Annotated in this window: 6 protein-coding genes; 4 read left to right on the top strand and 2 right to left on the bottom strand. The window is 67.5% G+C overall.

Annotated features, from left to right (window positions below):
- The first annotated feature begins 502 nt into the window (after window positions 1–502).
- Window positions 503–18703 carry a non-ribosomal peptide synthetase gene (locus NX1_RS04170; protein ID WP_068053843.1) on the top strand — a complete coding sequence of 6067 codons (18201 nt, stop codon included), beginning with the start codon at window positions 503–505 and terminating at the stop codon, window positions 18701–18703.
- A gap of 9 nt (window positions 18704–18712) precedes the next feature.
- Here the strand turns inward: NX1_RS04170 and NX1_RS35945 are convergent, their stop codons facing one another.
- Entirely contained in the window at window positions 18713–19393 is a 681-nt protein-coding gene (locus NX1_RS35945; protein WP_068053840.1) for a hypothetical protein, read from the bottom strand.
- A 436-nt stretch (window positions 19394–19829) separates the two neighbouring features.
- Between NX1_RS35945 and NX1_RS04160 the strand changes: the two genes are divergently transcribed.
- Window positions 19830–20471 (top strand): hypothetical protein, encoded by a 642-nt coding sequence (locus NX1_RS04160; protein WP_068053837.1) that lies wholly within the window; start codon window positions 19830–19832, stop codon window positions 20469–20471.
- A 134-nt stretch (window positions 20472–20605) separates the two neighbouring features.
- Here the strand turns inward: NX1_RS04160 and NX1_RS04155 are convergent, their stop codons facing one another.
- On the bottom strand, window positions 20606–21535 hold the full coding sequence (locus NX1_RS04155) for an NAD-dependent epimerase/dehydratase family protein (RefSeq protein WP_068053834.1): 930 nt from the start codon (window positions 21533–21535) through the stop codon (window positions 20606–20608).
- Window positions 21536–21688: 153 nt separating this feature from the next.
- Between NX1_RS04155 and NX1_RS04150 the strand changes: the two genes are divergently transcribed.
- Window positions 21689–22405: a TetR/AcrR family transcriptional regulator gene (locus NX1_RS04150; RefSeq protein WP_068053831.1), complete on the top strand. Its 717-nt coding sequence runs from the start codon at window positions 21689–21691 to the stop codon at window positions 22403–22405.
- A gap of 162 nt (window positions 22406–22567) precedes the next feature.
- Window positions 22568–23848, top strand: a complete 1281-nt coding sequence (locus NX1_RS04145; protein ID WP_068053828.1) for an ATP-binding protein — start codon at window positions 22568–22570, stop codon at window positions 23846–23848.
- Window positions 23849–23967: the final 119 nt, after the last annotated feature.

The following is a 23967-nucleotide window of genomic DNA, read 5'->3' as shown; positions in this document are numbered from 1 at the left end:
AACGAGACCTCCGGGCCGGTCCCGGGAATAGCTGGAGTATTCGAAAAAGCTCGCGCGGTTGGCCGGGTGGTTCCGGGCCGACCGCGGAGCGGGGGAACTGTGGGAAGCCTGTCAACGGCTCCAGGGCAAGTGTTAGCTAACGTATTGCTGAGCTATTGATACGGCCACGAGCACTGCTTGATCGACAACCCGTGCCAGGTTACGGGCACCTTGACTAAGTTGCAAGTGTGTGCGCTATATTTGCTGCGAGATGGTGCGTCGTATCCATAACTGTGACCTCGGTCCCTGGGCGTTGCGCCGCAGGTGACCTGACAACGGGCGGATGACGGAGACGTCCGACCGGCGAGAACGCCGTTGGCGATCGGTTGCCGATCGCCGTGATTTTCCTGAGCACGTATTCCGGTTGTCGTAACTATGTTGCAAACTCCTAACAATTCGATGTAGGCAACCTTACGGCAATAAAACTGAGCTCCTGAAATCAACGATATCGTCGGAGGTCGAAATGGGCCGAAAGCGTGGCATCGATGGCAGTCGGGACCGGTCGAAACGGTCCGAGATCAGCCCATTCCGTTCTTCCGAAGACTCGGATTCGGGTAACGTTTCCGGGCCGCGCTCCGACGGCAATGGATACGCGCGACTTCCATCCTCCGGCATTCTGCCACTGACCGCGGCCCAGCGGGGCATCTGGTTCGCCCAGCATCTCGCGGAATCGTCGCCGATATCTGTGGCCCAATACGTCGAAATCGTAGGCGAATTGGACGTGGAACTGCTGGCCGAGGCATGCAAAACCGCCGGTCGGGAGTTCGGATCAGGGTATGTGCGCCTGATCGAGGTCGATGGAGAGCCACGTCAGTTCATCGGTCAGGAACGTGGATCCGAGGTGTCGCTGATCGACCTGCGCCGACACGCCGATCCGATTGCGGCTGCCCACGAAATCATGGTTCGGGATTATTCGGCTCCACTCGACCTGCTGCATGACGACCTGATGGTGAGCAGGATCTTCCAGGTCGGCGCGAGCCATTTCTTGTGGTATCAGAGGGCGCACCATATCGCGCTCGACGGATTCGCCGCGGTAACCATGCTGCACCGGATAACCGAGCTGTACAACGCGTGGGTGAAGTCCGAGGAAGCGCCGCCGTGCGCGGCACAGGACTTGGAGGTCGTCGTCGAGCAGGACCTGGCGTACCGGGTCTCGGAGCGTTTCGACAACGACCGCGGCTACTGGTCGGAGCATCTGGCGGGCGCGCCCCCCGTCGTCAGCCTTTCCGGTCGCACGGGCAAGGCCACCATCCATCCGACGCTGATCAGCTCCGAATTACCCCAGGACACAGCACATTTGCTGGAAAGCGTCGTCCTCGGGTACGGGCCGAGCGTGACACCGACCATCGTCGCGGCGTTCGCCGCCTACCTCGCGCGGATGACCGGAAGCGATGAAGTGTTGCTGAGCCTGCCGGTTTCGGGGCGGCATTCCGCCGTGCTGCGCCGTTCCGGTGGAATGGTGGCAAATGTGGTCCCGCTGCGAGTGCGGGTCGCGGGCCGCAGTGTCGGCGAGCTGATCGCCGCTGTGCTGAGCGAGTTGACGAGTGCGCTTCGACGGCAGCGCTACCGCCAAGAGGACATATTCCGCGATATGGGGATCGCGCGCGACGAGGCGGCATCCTTCGGGCCGGCCGTGAACCTGATGATGGTCGACAACGAGGTCGTGCTCGGCCACACGACAGGACGCCTGCACGTTCTCACCTCGGGCCCAACCGCCGACCTCTTCGTCAATATCTATCCGGGCGCGGGCAAGGACAGTACGCACATCGACTTCCAGGGAAATCCGAATGCCTACAGCCCTGCGGAACTCGCCGGTCACCACCGCCGGTTCCTCATGTTCCTGCACGAGTTCCTGGCCGGGGGAGCGGAATTCCCGGTAGACAGGCTGCCGCTGCTCGAGATACAGGAACGGTCAGCGCTGCTGCCGGTGCGGGGGCCGAGCGGGGTCGAAACACGGCTGCTCCCCGACATTTTGAGCGAGAGCGCGCATCGGAATCGTGATGCGTGCGCGATCACCTCGGCCGGGCAGACGATGACCTACGGCGAGCTGGACACCAGATCCTCCCAGCTGGCCCGGCATCTGATAGCTCTGGGTTGTGGACCGGAGGCGGCGGTGGCGATCATGCTGTCCCGCTCGGTCGAATCGGTCGTCGCGACATGGGCGGTCGCGAAATGCGGCGCGGCGTTCGTCCAATTGGACCCCGAGTATCCCGCCAAGCGGATAGACCACATCATCGCAGACAGCGGTGCGACAGTGGCGATCACGATCGATGCCCTGCGCGGGCGGCTCCCGCAAGCGATGCACCATGTGGTTCTCGACGACCCCGCAACCCTGGGCGAATGCGAGGCCGCGAGCGGGCCGATTTCCGACGATGACCGTATCCGCCCCCTACGGCCGTCCAACATCGCCTACATCACCTACACCTCCGGATCCACCGGGAACCCAAAGGGCGTCCAGGTCACCCACACCGGCCTCGCGAATCTCGTTGCCGACCGCGCCGCCACGTATGGCCTCGGCGCGACATCGCGCGTGTCCTACGCACTCTCGCCCAGTTTCGACGCGTCCCTGGAACAGTTTCTGACCTGCTTCGCGAACGGATCCACGCTGGTTGTCGTGCCGCCCGAGGTGACCGGCGGTGAGCCGCTCACGCGACTGCTCGCCGACGAGCACGTGACCCACTTGACGCTGACGCCCACGATGCTGGCGACCGTGGATCCGGGTCCAGCGACCGACTTGCGTGTGGTCGTGGTCGGTGGCGACGTATGCCCACCGCACGTCATCGAGCGGTGGACGGATTCACTGTCCATGTACAACGAATACGGTCCCACCGAAACCACCGTGACCGCCGCCGGCGCCATGCTGGGACCCGGCCGCGCCCACGCGGTCGGCGGCCCCATCCGTGGCGTCTCGGCGATGGTGCTGGACCGAACGCTCCAGCCGGTGCCCAAGGGCACCGCGGGCGAGTTGTATCTCGCCGGTGCGGGATTGGCCCGTGGATACAGCCGGCTGCCCGTCGACACCGCGGCCCGGTTCGTCGCCGATCCGTACGGCGACGCCGGCGAGCGGATGTACCGCACCGGCGATATCGCGCGCTGGACCGGTGACGACGCGGAGATGACGCTGGAACTGATGGGGCGCAGCGATTTCCAGGTCAAGATCCGCGGGTACCGGATCGAACCGGGTGAGATCGACGCCGCGCTCACCACCCACGAGGACGTGGATCTCGCCGTCACGGTGCCGGTACGGAACAATGTAGGTACAACCGTGTTGGCGTCCTATGTCGTCCCGGTCGATGGCCGTCGCATCGATCCGCTCGAACTCCAGCGCTTCGCTCGCGATTCGCTACCGCCGCATATGGTTCCGGCGGTGATCGTCGGGTTGGACAGTCTTCCGGTGAACGCGTTCGGCAAGGTCGATCGCCGCGCTTTGCCGAAGCCCGAATTCGGGACCGCGCCGGCCGGTCGGGCGCCGGCTACGGCTCGGGAGAAGACAGTCGCGAGGTTGTTCGCCGAGGTGCTCGGCGTGCCCCAGGTCGGGGCGGACGACAGCTTCTTCGCACTCGGTGGCGACAGCATTCTGTCGATCCGGCTGGTGGCGTGGGCCAAGGCCGAGGGGCTGAGTTTCTCCACCCAGGACGTGTTCGTGCACAAGACCGTCGCGGGCTTGGCGGCCACGGCGACGGAAGCCGTCGACACCGTCGAGTTGGCCGAGTTGCCCGGCGCCGGCGTCGGCTCGATGCCGTTGTCGCCGATCATGCGGGCAATGCTCGATCGGGGTCACTACGACCGATTCGCGCAGGCCGCGCTCGTGCAGCTGCCCGAGGGGGTCGATCGAGCGGGACTCGTGCGCGCGGTGGGAGCCCTGCTGGACCGCCACGATATGTTGCGCGCCGTGCTGCGCGGCGGCGATTCGGACGATAAGTACGTCGAGGTACTCGATCGGGAAGCCGTTTCCCCGGACGCCGTGCTGGTCGACGTGCGGCTCGATCGACGTGACGCCACCGAAGTCGACCGCCACTTGCAGGAGGCCGCGGATCGATTGGATCCGGGCAACGGTGTGCTCGTGCAGGCCGTCTGGCTTCGGGATCGCGACGGCTCACGACCCGACCTGATGTGGCTGGTGATCCACCACCTCGCCGTCGACGCGGTGTCGTGGCGCATCGTCCTGGCCGACCTCGCGCAGGCCTGGTCGCAGGTGTCCGACGGTGGCGAACCGCATTTCGCCCCGCTCACCACGTCGTTCCGGAGATGGGCGCACGGCCTGGTCGCGCAGGCGCCGGACCGGCGGTCGACGGAGCTCGAACTGTGGAAAGACGTGCTCGAGCGCGGCGATGAGCTGCTCGGAGCGCGCCGCCTGCTGCCGGATCGTGACGTCGGGGCCACGGCGGGCCGGGTCCATCAGCGCATCCCGGCAGCGATCGCCGAGGCCGTTGTCACCACCATTCCGGACCGCTTCCACTGCGGTGCCAACGATCCGCTGCTGGCGGCTCTGGTACTGGCACTGGGTGCGTGGCGACGCAGGCGCGGTACGGCGGCGGACGGAGAGGTGATCTCGCTGGAGGGGCACGGCCGCGAAGAGCGGCCGGTGCCCGGCGCGGATCTCAGCGCCACCGTGGGCTGGTTCACCACCCGCTTCCCGGTCCGGATCGTATGGGACGACATCGATCTCGATGATGCGCTGGCCGGCGGCCCGAGTGCGGGACTGGCGATAAAACAGGTGAAGGAACAGTTGCGTGCGGTGCCCGACAACGGCATCGGCTACCAAATGCTGCGTTGGCTCGATCTTCAGGGGAGTGCCGAGCTCGCAGGCCTGCCCGAACCTCAGATCAGCTTCAACTACCTCGGGCGGGTCGGCGCCGGTGACCGCTCGGGGCCGTGGGCCCCCACCACCGAATTCACCGCACTGACCGCGACGAGCGATCCGGCGATGGCGCTGGCCGCCGTGCTCGACATCAATGCGATCGCCGAGGAAGGCAGCGACGGACTCGAACTAGACGCGACCTGGGAGTTCGCCTCGCAGGTATTGGATGCCGACGACGTCGACGAACTCGCCGGACTGTGGGCTCGAGCCCTGGCGGCGCTGGCGGATCACGTCCGATCCGACACCACACCGGGCTTCACCCCCTCCGACTTTCCGCTCACCGCGGTATCGCAGGACGATATCGACATCTGGTTGCGGGAGTACCCGTCGATGACCGACGTCTGGCCGCTCACCGCCCTGCAGGCCGGGTTGCTGTTCCACACGATCTACGACCGGGACGGCGACGACGGTTACATCGTGCAGGCGGCGCTGACGTTCGCCGGGCCAGTGGATGCGGAGCGGATGCGGCGGGCCGCGCAGGTGCTCATCGACCGCCACGACAGCCTGCGGACCGCGTTCGTCGAGAGTTCCGATGGGCCGCGTCAGATTGTCTTGCGCGACACGAGGTTTCAGTGGAGCGAGTCGAGTGTCGCCGATATCGGCGATCCCGGCCGGCGGGACGAAGCACTCCGGCGACTCGCGAAGGAGGCCGCGGCTCCGTTCGACCCGGCCCACCCGCCGCTGGTGCGATTCCATCTCGTGCACACCGGCGTCGATAACTTCCGGCTGCTGGTCACCAACCACCATCTCGTGCTCGACGGCTGGTCGATGCCTCTGCTGATCCACGAGTTGCTCGCGTTGTACGCCTCCGATGGCGATACCGCCGAACTCGCGCCCCCTCGTTCGTACCGAGAGTATCTGCGGTGGTTGCAAACTCGGGATCGCGACGCCGCGATCGCTGCGTGGCGGAAGATGCTCGCCGGAATCGACAGTCCGACGCGGGTCGCGGGCGCGGCGGACCGGACAGCCACCGCGGACGCCGGTGAGGTCGGCCTGAACCTGGACGCGGCGACCACCGCCGCGATTCTCGATCTGGGTCGCTCGCACGGCGTCACCGCCAACACGGCCTTGCAGGTGGCGTGGGCATTGCTGGTCGCCGCGATGACCGGAAGGTCGGACGTGGTGTTCGGCAATACGCTGTCCCAGCGCCCGCCGCAGCTTCCGGATATCGAGCGCATGGTGGGGCTTCTGGTCAACACGCTGCCCGTCCGGGTCCGGCTCGAACCCGGCGAAACCGTCGGTGACCTGCTCGTCCGTGTGCAATCCGAGCAGGCCGCGATGCTGGATCACCAGTACATCGGTCTGGCGGAGCTGCAACGGGCCATCGGTATCACCGATCTGTTCGACACCGCTACGGTACTCGAGTCCTATCCACTGGGCCGGGAAATGTTGGCGCGTAACCTCTCCGACGCCGGACTGCGGCTCGTCGAGATCGACGCACACGATGCCACGCCTTATCCGCTGAGTTTGCAGGTGACCCCGCCGCAGGCCGGCCGAGACGGGCAACCGGACGCCGACGAGCCCGGCACCTACACGGTGACACTGAAATTCGCCACCGACCGATTCGATGCCGACGATGCGCGCACACTGCTCGAACGATTCGAGCTGCTGCTGAAGCAGATCGTCGGCGATCCCGCCCGGAAGGTCGCCGCGATCTCCTCCTGCCGGGATTCCGAACGTGCGGAGCTGCTTTCGGTAGGCGGCGAGGAGCCTGCCGCGCAGCTCGTGCTGCGCGACATTCTGTGGGGCACGGCGGGGAGGTATCCGGATGCCGTGGCTGTCCGGTGCGGTGGCACCACGTGGACCTATCGTGAGCTGGAGCGTCGCGCCGACGCGTTCGCTCGCGTGTTGGCCGGCCGTGGTGCTCGCGCCGAGTCGATCGTCGCGGTGGCCGTGCCCCGTTCGGCCGAACTGGTCGTCGCGATCTGGGCGGTGGCGAAGACCGGCGCCGCCTTCCTTCCGTTGGATCCTGGCAATCCCGCCGCGCGGATCGGTGAATTGTTGTCCGACTCGGGGACCGGTCTGGGCGTGACGACCAGCGCTGTGGCGCAACAGCTTCCGGATACTGTCGATTGGATGCTGCTGGATGCTCCGGCTTCGGACGCTCACGATGATCTATCCGGTCCGGCCTACACCGACCGGCTGTCCGCCGACCACGCGGCATACGCGATCTATACGTCCGGTTCGACCGGCAAACCGAAAGCGGTCTACCTCAGCCATCGCGGTCTGGCCGGACTGGTCGCGGCGCACGCCGACGCCTTCGGTGTGGATGCGGATTCGCGCGTGTTGCAGGTCGCGTCGCCGGGCTTCGACGCCTTCCTGTCGGAGTTGCTGTTGGCGCACGGCAGCGGCGCATGTCTGGTCGTGGCGCCGCCGGAGGTGTACGGCGGGGCCGACCTCGAGGAACTGCTTCGGTCCCAGCGGGTTTCGCACGCGATCATCACCCCGTCCGTGCTGAACACGATGGATCCATCTCGCACACCCTCGTTGACAACGCTCGCGGTCGTCGGCGAAGCGACCGGGCCGGACACCGTGTACCGATGGGGCCATGGGCGACGGTTGATGAATCATTACGGACCGACCGAGTGCACGATCTGGGCGACGGGGTCGGATGCCCTCGTGCCCGGCGAGCCGGTGACGATCGGTGGCCCGATCCGCGGTGCGTCCGCGGTGGTTTTCGACACGTGGCTGCGGCCGGTGCCGGTCGGTGTCGCGGGCGAACTCTATGTCGGTGGTCCCGGACTTGCCCGCGGGTACATCGATCGACCGGGCGTGACCGCGTCGCGCTTCGTCGCGGATCCGCGATCCACCCGCGGCGAGCGGATCTACCGCACCGGTGACTCCGTGCGCTGGGTGCGCGGACCCGCCGGGTTGGCACTGGAATACCTGGGCCGCTGCGATCAGCAGGTCAAGATTCACGGCCTGCGGATCGAGCCGGGGGAAATCGATGCCCACATAGCCAGGCACCCGGACGTGGCGAGCGTCGCCACTGTCGCGGTGCAAGGGCCCGCGGGCGAACCGGTTCTGGTGTCCTATGTCAGCTCGGCGCCGGGCTCCGAGGTGGATGTGGCGGCAATCGGTGACGATCTCGCGGCCGGGTTACCCCGCTATATGAATCCCACGGCGATCGTGCGGCTCGAGGAGATGCCGCGCACGCCCACGGGCAAGATCGATCGGAAAGCGTTGCGCCAGCGCGCCTTCGCTGCCGACGCCACGGGCGGCAGAGCGCCGTCCACGCCTACGGAGCAACTCGTGGCGCAACTGTTCGCCGAGGTGCTTCATCTCGACACGGTGTCCGCCGACAGCAACTTCTTCGCGCTCGGCGGGGACAGCATCGTCTCGATGCGACTGGTGGCGCTGGCGAGATCCGCCGGGCTCACGTTCACACCGCGAGATGTGTTCGAAGCCAAGACGGTTGCCGCCCTCGCCGCACTGGCGGGCCGCGATGCGGCTCCGGTGATCATCGAGGAACCCCCGCGACGCCCGACGGCGGATCGCACCTCGGATGATCCGCTCGTCACGCTGACGGCGGAGGACATCGATCGGCTCGAACGGCAGCACCACGGCCTGTCCGGCATATGGCCGTTGTCGCCCATGCAATCCGGGATGTACTTCGACTCGACGTTCGACCCTGATGCCGGGGACAACTACACCGTCCAGACGATGATCGGATTCTCCGGCGCGGTCGACGCCGAGCGCCTGCGACGTGCCGCCCAGGCCGTGGTCGACCGGCACGACATCCTGCGCGCCGCCTTTGTGGAGACGGCGGCAGGGCCGTGCCAGATCGTGCTAGAGCATGCCGAAATCCCGTTCCGGGAAATCGATCTCGCCAGTGGTGGTGATGCGGAATCCCCCGCAGACCCGGAATCCATTGCGGCGGCGGACGCGGCGGCGGGATTCGATCTGTCGGCTCCTCCGCTCCTGCGCTTGACGCTGATCCGTCTCGATGCAGGCTCTTTCCGGCTCCTGGTCACGAATCACCATGTGATCCTCGATGGCTGGTCGATGCCGTTGCTGATGCGAGAACTGCTCGACTACTACGGATCGCCCGCGCATATCGACTCGGCCGGGCCCGCCCCCTCCTACCGCGACTATCTGTCCTGGCTGGCTCGGCAGGACAGTGAAGCCTCCAAAGCCGCGTGGGCGCAGGCTTTTTCGGATGTCGACGCACCGACACGGGTGTCCGGCGAATCCGCTGCGGCGAGCGGCGTATCCGCCGCCGAGATCGCGGTCGAACTCGCGGCGGATCGTTTCGCGGAACTCCGTCGAGTGGCGGCGGAGACGGCCGTCACCATCAATACAGTGGTGGCCGCGGCCTGGGCCTTGAATCTGCGCGTATCGACCGGGGAGACCGACGTGATCTTCGGCGCCGCGGTGTCGGGACGGCCTCCGGAGTTGCCGCTGGTCGATCGCACGCTCGGCATGTTCCTGACCACGATTCCGGTGCGAGTCCCGCTCGAACCCACCATGACGGTGCGCGAATTGCTCACCGGCATTCAGGCGCGGCACGCCCGCATGCTGGAGCATCACCATATCGGCCTACCCGAGATCCACCGCAGCGTAGGTCTTCCCGAACTCTTCGACACCGTCGTCACCTTCCAGTCGTTCCCCGTGGACCGGACAGCGCTACAGGAGCTCGTCGATTCGGCGGGCCTGCGGGTGGACGGACTCAGCGGTGTGGACGCGACGCCGTACCCGCTGAGCCTGGCCGTGGAACCGAAGCAGTCCGAGGACGGCGAGGCGCAGGGGCTGCGGATCGTCCTCCGATTCCACGAGCATGCGTTCGACAGGGACTCGGCGTGCCGCATCCTCGACCGCTTCGTCGAGTTGCTGTGCCGGATCGCCGCGAACGCGGACGTGCGGCTGGGCGAGCTGCCGCTCGACGAGGAACCGGGACCGTCGTGGCCGGTTCGGAGTGCGCAAGCCGCGATTCCGGACACGTTGGACCGAATACTGGCCGCTTCCGCCGCGGCCGAACCCGATGCGATCGCCGTGCGGTGCGGCGGGGCCGCGATGACCTATCGGCAGCTCGACGAGCGATCCGCGCGTCTGGCGCGGATCCTGCTGCGGCACGGCGCCCGGCGGGGACAGGTCGTCGCCTCCGTGCTTCCGCGATCCCTTGCGGCGACGGTCGCCCTGTGGGCCGTGGCCAAGACCGGCGCCGCCCTTCTGCCGATCGATTCGATCCTGCCTTCGGAGCGCATCGGATTTCTGCTGTCGAACTCGAAAACAGCTCTCGGCTTGACCGATACGCCGACCAGGAAGCATCTTCCCGAAGGTGTCGACTGGCTGGTCCTCGACACGGAACAGATGCTCGGCGCCCTGGACTCGGGACCTGCCGCGCCGATCACCGATGCCGAACGCGGCGGGCCGATCCGGCGGGATCAGACCGCGTACCTGAGCTACACCTCCGGATCGACCGGAACGCCCAAGGGCGTTCTCGTCAGCCATCGCGGCCTGGCCGAGATCGTCGCGGCGCAACGGCGACTACTCGGCGTCGACAAGACGTCGGTGGTGTTGCAGGTCGCCTCGCCCAGCTTCGACGCCTCGGTGTTCGAGGTGTTGATGGCGCACGGCTCGCGCGGTCGGCTCGTCGTCTCGCCCGCCGATATCTACGCCGGTCCCGAGCTGGCGAATCTCATCCGGCGAGAAGGCGTTTCGCATGCCATCGTGACCCCTTCGGCGCTGGCGACGGTCCCGTGCGATGGTCTCGACGGGTTGCGCGTGCTGGCGCCGGCCGGTGAGCCGGTCGGGCCGGAACTGGTCGAACGGTGGGCGCCGAATCGCGCCATGGTCAATGTCTACGGGCCGACGGAATGCACTATCTGGGCGACCTCCGGCGACCCGATGGCGCCGGGCGCCGCGATCACGATCGGCAGGCCGATCGGCACGGTCGCGGCGGTGGTCCTGAATACCTGGTTGCGGCCGGTGCCGCCCGGCGTCGCGGGCGAGCTGTACCTGTTCGGCCCGGGCGTGGCCGATGGGTACGTCGCCAGGACGGGATTGACTGCGGCGCGGTTCGTCGCATGTCCGTTCGGGGAGCCGGGCCAGCGCATGTACGCGACCGGTGACATGGTGCGCAGCACCGCCAATGGTGAGATGGAGTTCTTGGGGCGCAACGATTTTCAGGTGAAGGTTCGTGGCACCAGGATCGAGCTGGGCGAGATCGACGCGGTGCTCGGCGCGCGCGCGGATGTGGCATACGCCGTCACCGTGCCGAGGAGCGACGAAGGGCGACCGGTGCTGCTGGTGTCCTATGTGGTGCTCGCACCCGGGGCGGAGGTATCGGGCGAGGAGTTGCGTGCGGCGCTGGCCGAGGCGTTGCCCCGGTACATGGTGCCATCCGCGGTGGTGGTGCTGGACGAGGTGCCGCTGACCCCCAACGGGAAGCTGGATCGCGAGCGGTTGCCCGTACCGGTTGCCGTCGCCCGCGAATTCCGGGCGCCGTCGCCGGGGTTGGAAGAGTTGGTCGCGCGGACATTCGAGCAGGTTCTCGACGTGGACCAGGTGGGAGCCGACGACGACTTCTTCGCGCTTGGCGGCGATTCGCTCAGCGCCTCCCTGGTGGTGGCGCGCATAGGTGCGGCCATGGACGTGCGCGTGCCGGTGCGGTCGGTGTTCGAGGCGCCGACGGTCGCCGAATTGGCCGCGCTCGCGGGAACGCTCAGCGGTGGGAGACGGTTGCCCTTGCTGCCCGGAGCGCACCCCGACCCCGTGCCGCTGTCTCTGGCGCAGCAGCGGATGTGGTTCCTGAACCGACTCGATCCGGACTCTGCGGCATACAACATTCCGGTGATGCTGCGGCTGACGGGACGGCTGGACACCGCGGCGCTGGCGGCCGCACTCGCCGATGTGATGGCACGTCACGAGGTGCTGCGGACGATATATCCGGAAGTCTCCGGCGAGCCGCGGCAGGTCGTTCTCGACGAGCCCGCGGTGCCGGTGGAGCCGGTGCGGGTGCCAGCGGATGCGGTCCCGGATGTGGTCGGAGAGTTCGTGCGGCGCGGATTCGATGTGACGGCCGGAGTCCCGATGCGAGTGGGATTGTTCGAGCTCGACGGTGGCACAGGAGAATTCCTGCTGGTGCTGGTGGTCCACCACATCGCGGGCGACGGTCAGTCGATGGGGCCGCTGGCCCGTGACGTGATGGCGGCTTATGCCGCGCGACTGGCCGGGCGCGCGCCCGAATGGGAGCCGCTCGCCGTGCAATACGCGGATTTCGCGTGGTGGCAACGGCAGATGCTGGGGGCCGAGGACGATCCGGCGTCGTTGATGTCCGCGCAGCTGGAGTTCTGGCGCTCGACGCTCGCGGGCGCACCGGACCGGCTGGAACTGCCCGCGGACCGACCACGCCCGGCGGTCGCGTCGCTGTCGGGAAGCCGGGTGCCGGTGGAGATCGACGCGAGGCTGCACGAGCGGTTGCTCGCGCTCGCACGGTCGCGGGGTTCGTCGCTGTTCATGGTGATGCACGCGGCGCTGGCAACGGTATTGGCCAGGCTCGGTGACAGCGATGACATAGTGATCGGCACCCCGGTCGCTGGTCGCGGTGAGCCCGCTCTGGAAGATCTGGTGGGGATGTTCGTGAACACGCTCGCATTGCGGACCCGGGTGGATACGGGCGAGTCGTTCGCCGAGTTGCTGATTCGCACCCGCGAGACGGACCTGCTCGCGTTCGAGCACGCGGACGTGCCGTTCGAGCGGATCGTCGAGGCGTTGAGCCCGGAGCGATCGGCGGCGCGGCATCCGTTGTTCCAGGTGGCCCTGGCGTTCCAGAACGTGTCGACGGGCGATATGGCGCTGCCCGGCGTCCGGGTTGCCCGAGTGGATGTCGATACCGGGGCGACGCAGTTCGACCTGCAACTGGCGCTGTCCGATTCGATCAGCAATGTCGGTGTGGCGCAAGGTATCTCGGGAACGATGGCCTATGCGACGGATCTGTTCGACGAGGCGACCGCGGCGGCGATCGTCCGGCGGTTGGTGCGGGTGCTGGAAGCCGTCGCCGACGATCCGGCGGTGGTGATCGGGGATATCGACTGGCTGGAGGCCGACGAGCGCTCGGCGCTCACGTCGCGGGTCGGGGCACATACCGTGGCCGCGCTGGAGCCCTCCGGATTGTTACCGGACGTGTTCGCCTCGGCCGTGCGAGACAATGGCGACGGTATCGCCGTCGTCGCGGGGGATGCCACGTTGTCGTACGCGCAGCTGGACGAGCGGTCCAGCCGGCTGGCGAGGGTACTGATCGGCCTCGGCGCCGGACCGGAGCATCCGGTGCTGGTGGCGGCGGCGCGGTCGATGGATTCCGTCGTCGCGTGGTGGGCGGTGGTCAAGACGGGTGCGGCGTACGTACCGGTCGACCCGGGCTATCCCGCGGGCCGGATCGCGCAGATGGTCTCGGATTCCGGTGCGACGCTGGGCATCACGGTGTCGTCGGCACGCGCCGAGGTGCCCGATTCGGTGAACTGGATCGTGCTCGACGACCCGGCCGTCACCGCGCGGATCGAGGCGTCGGCGAGCGGCACGATCGGCGACGAAGAGCGGACGCGGCCGCTGCGGGCCTCGAATGTCGCCTACGTGATCTTCACCTCGGGATCGACCGGGGCGCCGAAGGGCGTCGCCGTCACGCATTCCGGCATCGCCGAATTCGTCTCGGGGTGGCGCGCCCACAGCGAGCTTCGGAACACGTCCAGGGTGCTGCATTTCGCGTCGCCGTCGTTCGACGCCGCATTGATGGAGATCCTGATCGCGGTCAGCCGGGCCGCTGTGCTGGTCGTGGCGCCGACGGGGATCTACGGCGGCGGCGAGCTGGCCGAGCTCCTGCGCGTGCAGCGGGTCACCCACGCCTTCCTGACCCCGGCCGCGCTCGCGTCGGTGGATCCGGCAGGCCTGGACGACTTGCGGCTGGTGATGTCCGGCGGTGAGGAGGTACCGGCAGATCTGGTGAGCCGATGGACCGGCACCGATATCGCGGGCGCGAGGACCTTCCAGGTGCTGTACGGGCCGACGGAGGCCACGATCGCCGCCACGGCGGCAGGTGCGCTGCGACCGGATGACCGGCCGACGATCGGTGCCCCGCTGCCGGGTACTCAGGCGCTGGTCCTGGACACCCGGTTGCAGCCGGTGCCGGTAGGGGTGGCCGGGGAGCTGTATCTGGCGGGCCCTGCGCTGGCGCGTGGTTACCTGAACAGGGCGGCGACGAATGCGGAGCGGTTCGTGGCGCACCCGTTCGGGGAAACGGGACGACGCATGTATCGCACAGGTGACGTGGTTCGCTGGAATGCCGACGGGTCCCTGGAGTTCCTGGGGCGCAACGATTCCCAGGTGAAGATCCGCGGTTACCGTGTGGAGCTCGGCGAGATCGACGCGGTGTTGAGCGCGCGGGCGGATGTGGCATACGCGGTCACCGTGGCGCGGCGGGACGACACCGGTCAGGTGATGTTGGTGTCGTATGCGGTGCCCGAAACCGGGGCCGGCCTGTCGGGTGAACAGTTGCGGGCGTCGCTGGCCGAAGTGCTGCCGTCGTACCTGGTGCCCGCCGCGGTGATGATCCTGGACGCGATTCCGCTGTCGCCGAATGGAAAGCTCGACCGCGCGGCTCTGCCCGCACCCGTCGTACAGGCCAAGCGATTCCGGGCCCCGGAGTCTCCCGTGCAGGAGATAGTGGCCGGCGTATTCGCCGACGTCCTCGGCATCGACGGTCCGGTGGGCGCCGACGACGACTTCTTCGAACTCGGTGGCAACAGCCTGGTGGCCATCCGCCTGGCCGCGCGGATCGGCGCGGCGCTCGACGCGACCATCCTGGCGTCGATGATCTTCGAGGCGCCGACTGTCGCGCGGTTGGCCGCCTACGCCGAATCGCGAGCCGACACCGGTCGGGTGGCGCTGACCGCGCAGCAACGGCCGCAGCGAATTCCGCTGTCGTACGCACAGCAGCGAATGTGGTTCCTGAACCAGCTCGAGCCCGGCTCGGCCGCCTACAGCATTCCGATCGTGCTTCGGCTGTCCGGAGAGCTGAATTTCGACGCCCTGCGCGCGGCCGTCGAGGATGTGCTGAACAGGCACGAGGTACTGCGGACCGTATACCCGTACGGCGCGGGCGAGCCGTCTCAGGTCGTCCTTCCCGCCGCCGGGGCGATCGCGCCGGAGACCGTGATCTCGATAGCGGAACAGGAACTGCCCGAGGCATTGTCGGCGTTCGTCTCGACGGTGTTCGATCTGACGGTCGAGGCGCCGGTGCGGGTCCGGTTGTTCGGGCTCGGGCCGACCGAGTGGGTGCTGGCCGTCGTAGTGCACCACATTTCCTGCGACGGATCGTCGCTCGGCCCGCTGGCGCGGGACATGATGATCGCGTACGCGGCACGCCTGGCCGGGGAGACACCGAACCTGCCGCCGCTGCCGGTGCAGTACGCCGACTACGCGATCTGGCAGCGGACCGTGCTGGGGACCGAAGACGATCCCGACTCGCTGCTACGCGCCCAGATCGACTACTGGACAGCGGAATTGGCGGAACTCCCGGCTCTGCTCGAGCTGCCGACCGATCGACCGCGTCCGCCCGTGCAGACCCACGCCGGCGCGAGCGTACCGATAACCGTCGATCCCGATCTGCACGCGGGATTGCAGCGCGTCGCGCGGGCACACAACACGACGCTGTTCATGGTCTTCCATGCCGGGCTGGCGGCAACGTTGGCCCGGCTGGCCGGCACGGACGATATCGCGATCGGCACTCCGTATGCGGGACGCGGCGAGCCGGAACTAGACGATCTGGTCGGCATGTTCGTCAACACCCTGGTCCTGCGGACCCGATTGACCCAGGGGATGACGTTCAGCCAGCTGCTCGAGCATGTGCGCGGGACCGATCTGGCCGCGTTCGGGCATGCCGATGTTCCGTTCGAGCGGTTGGTGCAGGAGCTGAACCCGGCGCGGTCGCACGCCCACCATCCACTGTTCCAGGTGATGTTGGCGTTCCAGAACATCGGCATGGCCGAGTTCGAACTGCCGGGGCTCTCGGCGTCGGCCGTGACGGCAGACACCGACACCGCACTGTTCGATCTACAGATCTCGGTATCGGATTCCTACGATTCCGCCGGCACCCCGGCCGGCGTCGGCGGTGCGGTGACCTACGCCAGTGACCTCTTCGACGAGACGACGGTGACCATGATCGTCGATCGCCTGCTGCGGTTGCTCGGCGCACTGGTGACCGATCCGGCGCAGCCGGTGCGCGAGGTGGATCTGCTCTCCACTGAGGAACGTGAAGCCGTTCTGACACAGTGGAATTCGACCGATCACAGGCTACCTCTCGACGAGACGCCGCCCTCGGTCTTCGCCGGCTCCGTGCGGGCGTATGCGGATCGGCCCGCGGTGGTGTCCGGCGAACAGTCGCTGACCTATGCGGAATTCTCCTCCCGCGTATACAGATTGGCGCGGTGGCTGATCTCCCGCGGAGTGCGCCCTGAGTCGTTGGTGGCGCTGCGGATGCGGCGTTCACTGGACCAGGTCACCGCCATGTACGCGGTGCACGCCGCCGGTGGCGGGTACGTGCCGGTCGACCCGGATCTTCCGGCCGACCGCATCGCGTACATGCTGTCGGTCGCCGCACCGGTGTTGGAGCTGTCGTCCCTCGATGGTCTCGAGCTGTCCGGGTTCGATGACGCCCCGGTCACCGACGCGGATCGGCTCGCACCGCTGCGACCGCACAACGTCGCCTACCTGCTCTTCACTTCTGGATCGACCGGGCGACCGAAAGGCGTCGCGGTATCCCATTCTTCGATGCTGAACCAGGTGCGGTGGATCAGCGGGCTCTGCGCACTGACTCCGAACGACGTAGTGCTCCATAAGTCCCCGGCCACGTTCGACATGTCGGTGTGGGAGCTGTTCGCGACACTGGCGGTGGGAGCGCGGATGGTGATCGCGCGAGCCGACGGGCATGCCGACCCGGCCTACCTCGCCGAAACCATTGCCGCCCAGCGCGTCACGGTCACCGCGTTCGTGCCGTCGATGCTGGCGGTATTCGTGGACGCGGCGCCCGCGCGGTCGCTGGACTCGGTGCGGACGCTGCTGGTGGGTGGTGAGGCGTTCGGCCCCGAGGTGGTGGCCGCGGTGCGGCGAACAATGCCCGGCGTCGAGTTGCACAATCTGTACGGGCCGACCGAGTTCGCCGTGTGCGCGACCGCGCACCGGGTGACGGAAGCCGACAGCGGGAACATCCCGATGGGCACACCGGTGTGGAACGCGCGGGCATACGTCCTCGACCACCGGTTGCGCCCGGTGCCGCCCGGTGTCGCCGGGGAGCTGTACTTGGCGGGCGCCCAGCTCGCGCGCGGCTATAGGTCACGTCCGGGCCTCACCGCGGAACGGTTCGTGCCCGACCCGTACGGCGATGGCAGTCGCCTGTACCGCACCGGCGACTTGGTGCGCTGGCGGCACACCGGCGGGTTGGAATACCTGGGCCGCACCGATTTCCAGGTGAAGCTGCGCGGCCTGCGTATCGAACTGGGTGAAATCGAGGCAGTACTGGCCGAGTATCCCGGCATTGCCAGGGCGATCGCTGTGGTGCGCTCCACCGGTGCGGTGGAGCACCTGGTCGGCTACCTGGTACCCGCCGCGGGCGCCACGGTCGAGGCCGCGGCGGTCTTGGCGCACGCGGCGACCGAACTGCCCGAATACATGATGCCCACCACGGTCGTGGTGCTCGACACGATGCCACTCACCCCGTCGGGCAAGCTGGACCTCACGCGGCTACCTGAGCCGGTGCTGGCGGTAGGAGAGTTCAGGGAGCCTTCGTCGTGGCTGGAAGAGGCGGTCGCACGAATCTTCGGAGCGGTGCTCGGCGTGGATCGGGTGGGCGCCGACGACGACTTCTACGCCTTGGGTGGCAACTCGCTGAAGTCGGTACAGGTGGTGAACGAGTTGCGGAAAGAACTCGGCTACGAGGTTCCGATCGCCTGGATGTTGTCGGACCCCTGCCCGGCCGACCTGGCGAACCGGATCAAGTCCGGAATGTGCTCGGATGACGCCGTCGACCGGACCGATCACGGCTTCGACGTGCTGCTTCCGATTCGGACGGGCGGCGAGCGGCCGCCACTGTTCTGCATCCATCCGGCGGCGGGCCTGTCGTGGTGTTACCGCACGCTCGACCGGTACCTCTCCGACGGCCGGCCGATCTACGGACTTCAGGCGCCCCAAATCGGCGGTGAGGTCCCTGGTCCGACCTCGATCGAAGAAATGGCTCGACGCTACTTCGAGGAGATTCGCACGGTTCAGCCGCACGGCCCCTATCACCTCCTCGGCTGGTCGCTGGGTGGTGTGATCGCCCATGCCGTTGCAGTCGAGATGCGCGCAGCCGGTGAACAGGTCGCGCTACTGGCGCTGTTGGACGCCGAGGCGGACGGTGTGGAGGAGCCTGCATTCCCCGCCGTCACCGCCGGAGAACTGATCAGCAATCTCGGCCCGGTCCTCGGCGTCGATTTCGTGAGCGCCGATGCGACCGCCGAGGAAGCCGCCGAGCTGATCGAACGGCATCTGGGCAGCAGCCTCGGTATCGACGCCGCACGGATCGAGCGCCTGACCGATGCCTACAACCAGGCGATCCGTGCGGTCAGTGTGTGGCGGCCCGCGGTCTTGGACACCGACATGCTCTATTTCACCGCGACGCGGGAAAGGCGATCCGACGCCGCGGGTCACGAGGGATGGGCACCGGTGGTGCGCGGGCAGATCTCGGCTTTCGACATCGATGCGACCCACCTCGCGATGACCGAACCCGGTGCGATGGCGCAGATCGCCCGGATTATCGACGCGCGACTGGAGTGATGGCCGCGTTCAATTCGGCGAGGAGGCAGGTGCCTCGGATCCCTCGGTTCGGGCGCCCTCTTGCGGCAGGGGCGTGGTGAAGCCGACCAGCGCCCCGATCGACGCCCCGAGCGCCCCGCCGAGCAGGGCGGCGGGTATGGCGACGACGGTGGCGCCGACGGCCGCGCCGAGGAGCGGGCCGACAACAAGGCCGGTAGGCAGGAACGGGATGCCGACGAGGAACCCGGCGGCCGCGCCCGCCAATGCGGCGGCTACCGCGACCGGCGCGGACACTCCCGCGGCGATGCCCGCACCGATGGCCGCACCGCTGGCCGCACCGACGCCCGCTTCGACGGCGACGACGGTGCATCGGCGGGGATCTATGGGGATTTGCGCGCAGAACTCCTCGATCTGCCGCTGATCCACGAGCGGCGGCGAGTCCGGTCCGGCTACCGTCACGAGTCCGGTGCGACCGTCGGCGACCGCCTTCGCCAGGGCGCCATCGACGCGGCCCGTGTCCGCCGCCGATGTGGTGTCGACCGGCGACTGCGCGACCAGAACGAGGAGGATCGGCGACGGGGAGGAATCTTGCCCCTGTTCGTGGCGCGATAGCCGTTCCGCTGTCGTCGGTGGCGTGGCAGGCGCCTGTGCCGCGTTGTGCGGGGATGCGTTGGCTACTCCTGTGCCGAGCAGGACCGCAAGCGGCAACATGCTCGCAATCAATATCGGACGTGACCGCCTACGACCGGTTTCCGGCATTCCCGCCTCCTGGACGTCTACCTCTGAGCGCTTCCGGACCTCGAATGTGTCGCACGTTGCGGCGCAGACAGCTTAAGCGGCCTGTGCGGCAGAGCCCGGGAGAACCGCCGCGTCATCGGCATATTTGGCAAATCTGTGGCTATGTGCCAGGTGGTGCGCGATACGCGCGGCCCCGCGGGTGGGTGTGGTCGAAAATCGATGTGGGCGGCCGGCGGCGTCCCTGCTCACCGCCTGAACGGCAACCGAGCGAACCGTGCGTCGCCAGAGATAATGCCGCATGGGATTTTTCAAGCCGACATGCCCGGTGGGGGAGATCGAGCGGCTGTGGGTCGAGGAGATGTTGAGCTGGTGCGCAACACAATTCGGACCAAGGACGCTGCGAACACCGGTGATTCTGCCGACTTCGGATTTCTTTCCCGACGCGTACTCCGGCACCGAGCCGGAGGTCCGGTCCTTGGTCGAGCGCGTGAGCGGGTACATGGGTGTCCGTCGGGATCGCGTCGTCGTGGAGGTCGACACGGACGGCGATGTGCTGCCGGACGATGCCACGTTTCTGGAGGGTTCTTCGCTGGGGGAGGCGGGACACTACCGCTTGGAGCGCGGCCGTGCGGTGGTGTCGCTGTCGATGTCGCAGATGCGCTCGCCGGTCGCGTTGGTGGCGACCGTCGCCCATGAGCTGGCGCACGAACGGCTGCTCGGCGAGGACCGCATCGCGCCCGATCGGCACGATGGCGAGCAGCTCACCGATCTGGTCACCGTGTACCTGGGGCTCGGCGTCTTCAATGCCAATGCGGCGTTCCAGTTCTCCCAGAGCCGCCACGGCTGGCGATCCGAGCGGCTCGGCTATCTCTCGCAGCCGATGTTCGGGTACGCGCTCGCCTGCTGGAGCGTGATGCGCGGCGATCCCAGGCCGCTGTGGGCCAAGCACCTCGACACCAACCCCCGCGTCTATATGAAGCAGGGCCTCAAATACTTGCGAGCCAACCCCGACCGAGTCGTCTGCCCGCCCAGGATCGGGATGCCGGATTGACGAACCATCGGCTGACCCGCCGCAATTCCATGGCCCGTGTCCACGGTCGGTTGACCTGCCGTATTCCGACCGGTCGGCCGCGTATGTAGTAGGCGGCGCCGAGAGGACGGTCATTTCTTGTGGTGGCAGGGTCCTCAGTTCCCAGCGGTGGTCCTGATGCCGACGGTGGCCTGCAGGGCGGCTCTGGTCGGTGTGGGTTCGATACCGAATTTCTCGGTCGCGGCGGTGGAGTCGACCACGAACGGGCGGTCGAATTGGTAGCGCAACTCCCGTATTTCACGGGCGTCGGCATTGAACAGGCCGGCGGCCCACAGCATTGCCGAGGGCATGCGGCGGACTCGTGCCGGGGATGTGCCGGTGAGGTTGGCGGTCAGGTCGGCGAGTGCGCGGACCGATATCGGAGCGGCGGTGGGCGCGTGCCATGCTCTGCCCCAGGCTGTTTCGTCATCGGCGACGGCGGCGAGGGTGCGTGCCATGTCGTCGATGGCTGTCCAGCTGTGCGGAGCGTCGGGGTCGCCCGGGAACAGCGCGGTCTTGCCCGCGGTGACGGCGGGCAGGACCACTGCGGTGAAGGCCGAGTTGGCTCCGGCTCCCAGGTAGTCGGAGCCACGCACTTCCGCGGTGCGAATGCGGCCGTCTCGATGCGCGGCCAAGGCCTCGTTCCAGAGATCGGCGCGCACCTGCCCCTTGGTGGAGTTGGGGCGCAGTGGATGGGATTCGCCGACCGGGCCATCGAATTCGCCGTAGCCATAAAGGTTTCCGACGGTGAGCAGAAGCGCGCCGGAGGCTGCGGCAGCGTTGATCGCGGCGTGGATGAGCGGCGGGAATCCGGTGGCCCACTGGGTGTATGCGAGCCCGGCGCAGTGATGGAGCGCTCTCGCCCCCGCACACTGGGCGGTGAGGGCCTCGGTGTCGGTGGCGTCGACTCGGATGCGTGCGATACGCGGATGCTCGGGTCCCGATCCGCTGCGAGTGAGCAGGCGAACGTCGTCGCCCCGCTCGGCCAGCAGGGTTGCGGTGGCCGATCCGACGGGTCCGGCTCCGACGACGACGTGCAGGGGCATGGCGATCCTCGATCCTGTCAGGCGTTCCGTTTCGAGAACAGCGTTCTCGCGACGCTTTTCACGCTAGATGTCGAGGTAGAAGCTGTCAAGAACAGAGTTCTCTAAATGGCCGACTGTTCTCGTTTTGGTTCCGCGTTCGCTACAGTGGCGGGTATGTCCGCCCCTACGCTGCGAGCCCGTGTCCGCGCGGAAATGATCCAGGAGATCAAGGTCGTCGCGCGCCGACGGCTTGCCGTGGACGGGGCCAATCTCTCGCTGCGCGGGGTCGCGCGCGATATGGGTATCGCCGCTTCGGCGCTCTACCGGTACTTCCCAAGCCGCGACGACTTGCTCACCGCCCTTATCCTGGAAGGCTATGAATCCCTCGGCGCCGCAGCCACTTCCGCTGCGGCGGCGGTATCGGAGGGCGACTACCGCGGCCGATGGCTCGCCGTCTGCACCGCTGTTCGTGACTGGGCGCTGGCTCACCCGACCGAATACGGCCTGCTCTATGGCAGCCCGGTGCCCGGCTACAGTGCCCCGCGAGACACCATCCGCCCCGCCTCGACCGTCGTTCTCCTGCTCTCCGACATCGCCACGGCCGCGACGGCCGCGGGACGCATCGACCCTCCGCCCCTGCCAACTCTTCTTCCCGCACCCGTCCGCGCGGATCTCCGTGTGCTGATCGACCAACGAACAGAGGCCGAACACCTCACCGCCGACCTCCCCGAAGACACGCTCGCCCGCGTACTCACCGGTTGGACACAGCTTTTCGGCCTCGTCAGCTTCGAGATCTTCGGACGCCTCGAAGGCACCATCGAAGCCAGGGCCGACTACTTCGATCACCAGATGAACCTCATGGCCGACCTCGTCGGACTGCCGAACGCCTAGAACGCCCGGCGACCCGGTCCACCTGACGACAAGCCGACTCGCACAACGGGCCGCCGATCCGCCTCTGCACTGGAGCTGGGAAACGGCCTGCTCAAGGGCGCTGCGAGGTGTTTACTGGCGGGGAGCGGTTCGTCCATTCTTCGATGGCGATGCGAGGTGTGTATGCCGGTATGGCGACTTCGCGAATTTCGCGATGACGATCTGGACCAGGCGATTCAGGTCTGGGAGCAGAGCCGTATGGCCACCGCGGGTGAGCCGGTGTTCGCGTTGGCCGAGGTGCTCGCGTCCGCCCGCGCGGGGCAGCCCGCGGTGGTGGCCGAGGTCGGCGAAGAGATGGTCGGAATGGCGGTCGCGCGGATCCAGGGCGAGCGTGCGTGGGTTCTGCTGGTGGCGCTGGCTGCGCAGTGGCGTCGGCGCGGTATCGGCAGTGCGTTGCTGACCGAGCTGGAGAGGCGGCTGCGCTCGAACGGGGTGCGGCGAATCTGCGCGCTCGTTCCCGAGGGCGCCACCGGGTCGGTCGCGTTCGAGAACTCCGGCTACCTACGCAGGACCGGTCTCGTCTACTACGAGCTGGTCGAACCGCTGGCGCCGGCGCAGTCCAGTTTGCTGGCCGAGCTGGGCGGTCGGCTGTTGCCCGCTGGGTTGTGGCAGTCGATGGCGGGGATGGACCGGGAGAAAGAGATCATCGAACGGCGGATCGTGTTGCCGTTGGCGAACCCGGACGTCGCCGAGCGTTATCGGGTTCGGCCACCCAAGAGCGTGATCTTGTTCGGGCCGCCGGGTACCGGGAAGACCAGTTTCGCGAAAGCGGTCGCCTCACGGCTGGGCTGGCCGTTCGTGGAGTTGTTTCCGTCTCGGTTGGCTGCCGCGGCGAGCGGCGGGCTCGCGGCGTCTCTGCGTGAGGTGTTCGCTGACTTGGCCGAGCTCGATGAACTGCTGTTGTTCATCGACGAGGTCGAGGAGATCGCCGGTGCGCGCGTAGGGACGGCGACCAGTCCGGCGCATGGCGTGACGAACGAGCTGCTCAAACTGATTCCGGTATTCCGAGAGGATTACAGCCGGTTGCTGATTTGCGCGACCAACTCCGTTCGTTCCCTGGATTCGGCGTTCCTGCGGCCGGGCCGCTTCGACTACGTGATCCCGGTCGGTCCGCCCGACGAGCCCGCACGCACAGAGATCTGGCGGCGCTATCTTGGCCCCGCGGCCGAGACGATCGACCTTGACCACTTGGTGCAGGCCACAGCCCACTTCACCCCCGCTGACATCGAGTACGCCGCCCGCACCGGGGCCCAGTCGGCGTTCGAACGCGCGATGCGCGAGGAAACGAGCGGACCAGCCGACCTCGAGGACTACCTCACCGCCGTCGCCAACACCCGCCTGACACTGACACCGGAGATTCTGACAGCGTTCGAGCAAGACCAGACAAACTACACACGACTGTGAGACATGGTCGTCCGCCGCGGATGTCGCGACGCGGCCGGACAGTTACTTGGTGAAGCCGCACCGATCACCTCCTCGCGGCTCTCGCGCCCCGGCACTGCCGAGGCGGCGAAATGAGCGAG

It is taken from the genome of Nocardia xishanensis NBRC 101358 (assembly GCF_001613365.1).
GTDB lineage: Bacteria > Actinomycetota > Actinomycetes > Mycobacteriales > Mycobacteriaceae > Nocardia > Nocardia xishanensis.
Note: the sequence above shows the minus strand (reverse complement) of the source record. Positions and strands in the feature narration are given on the sequence as shown.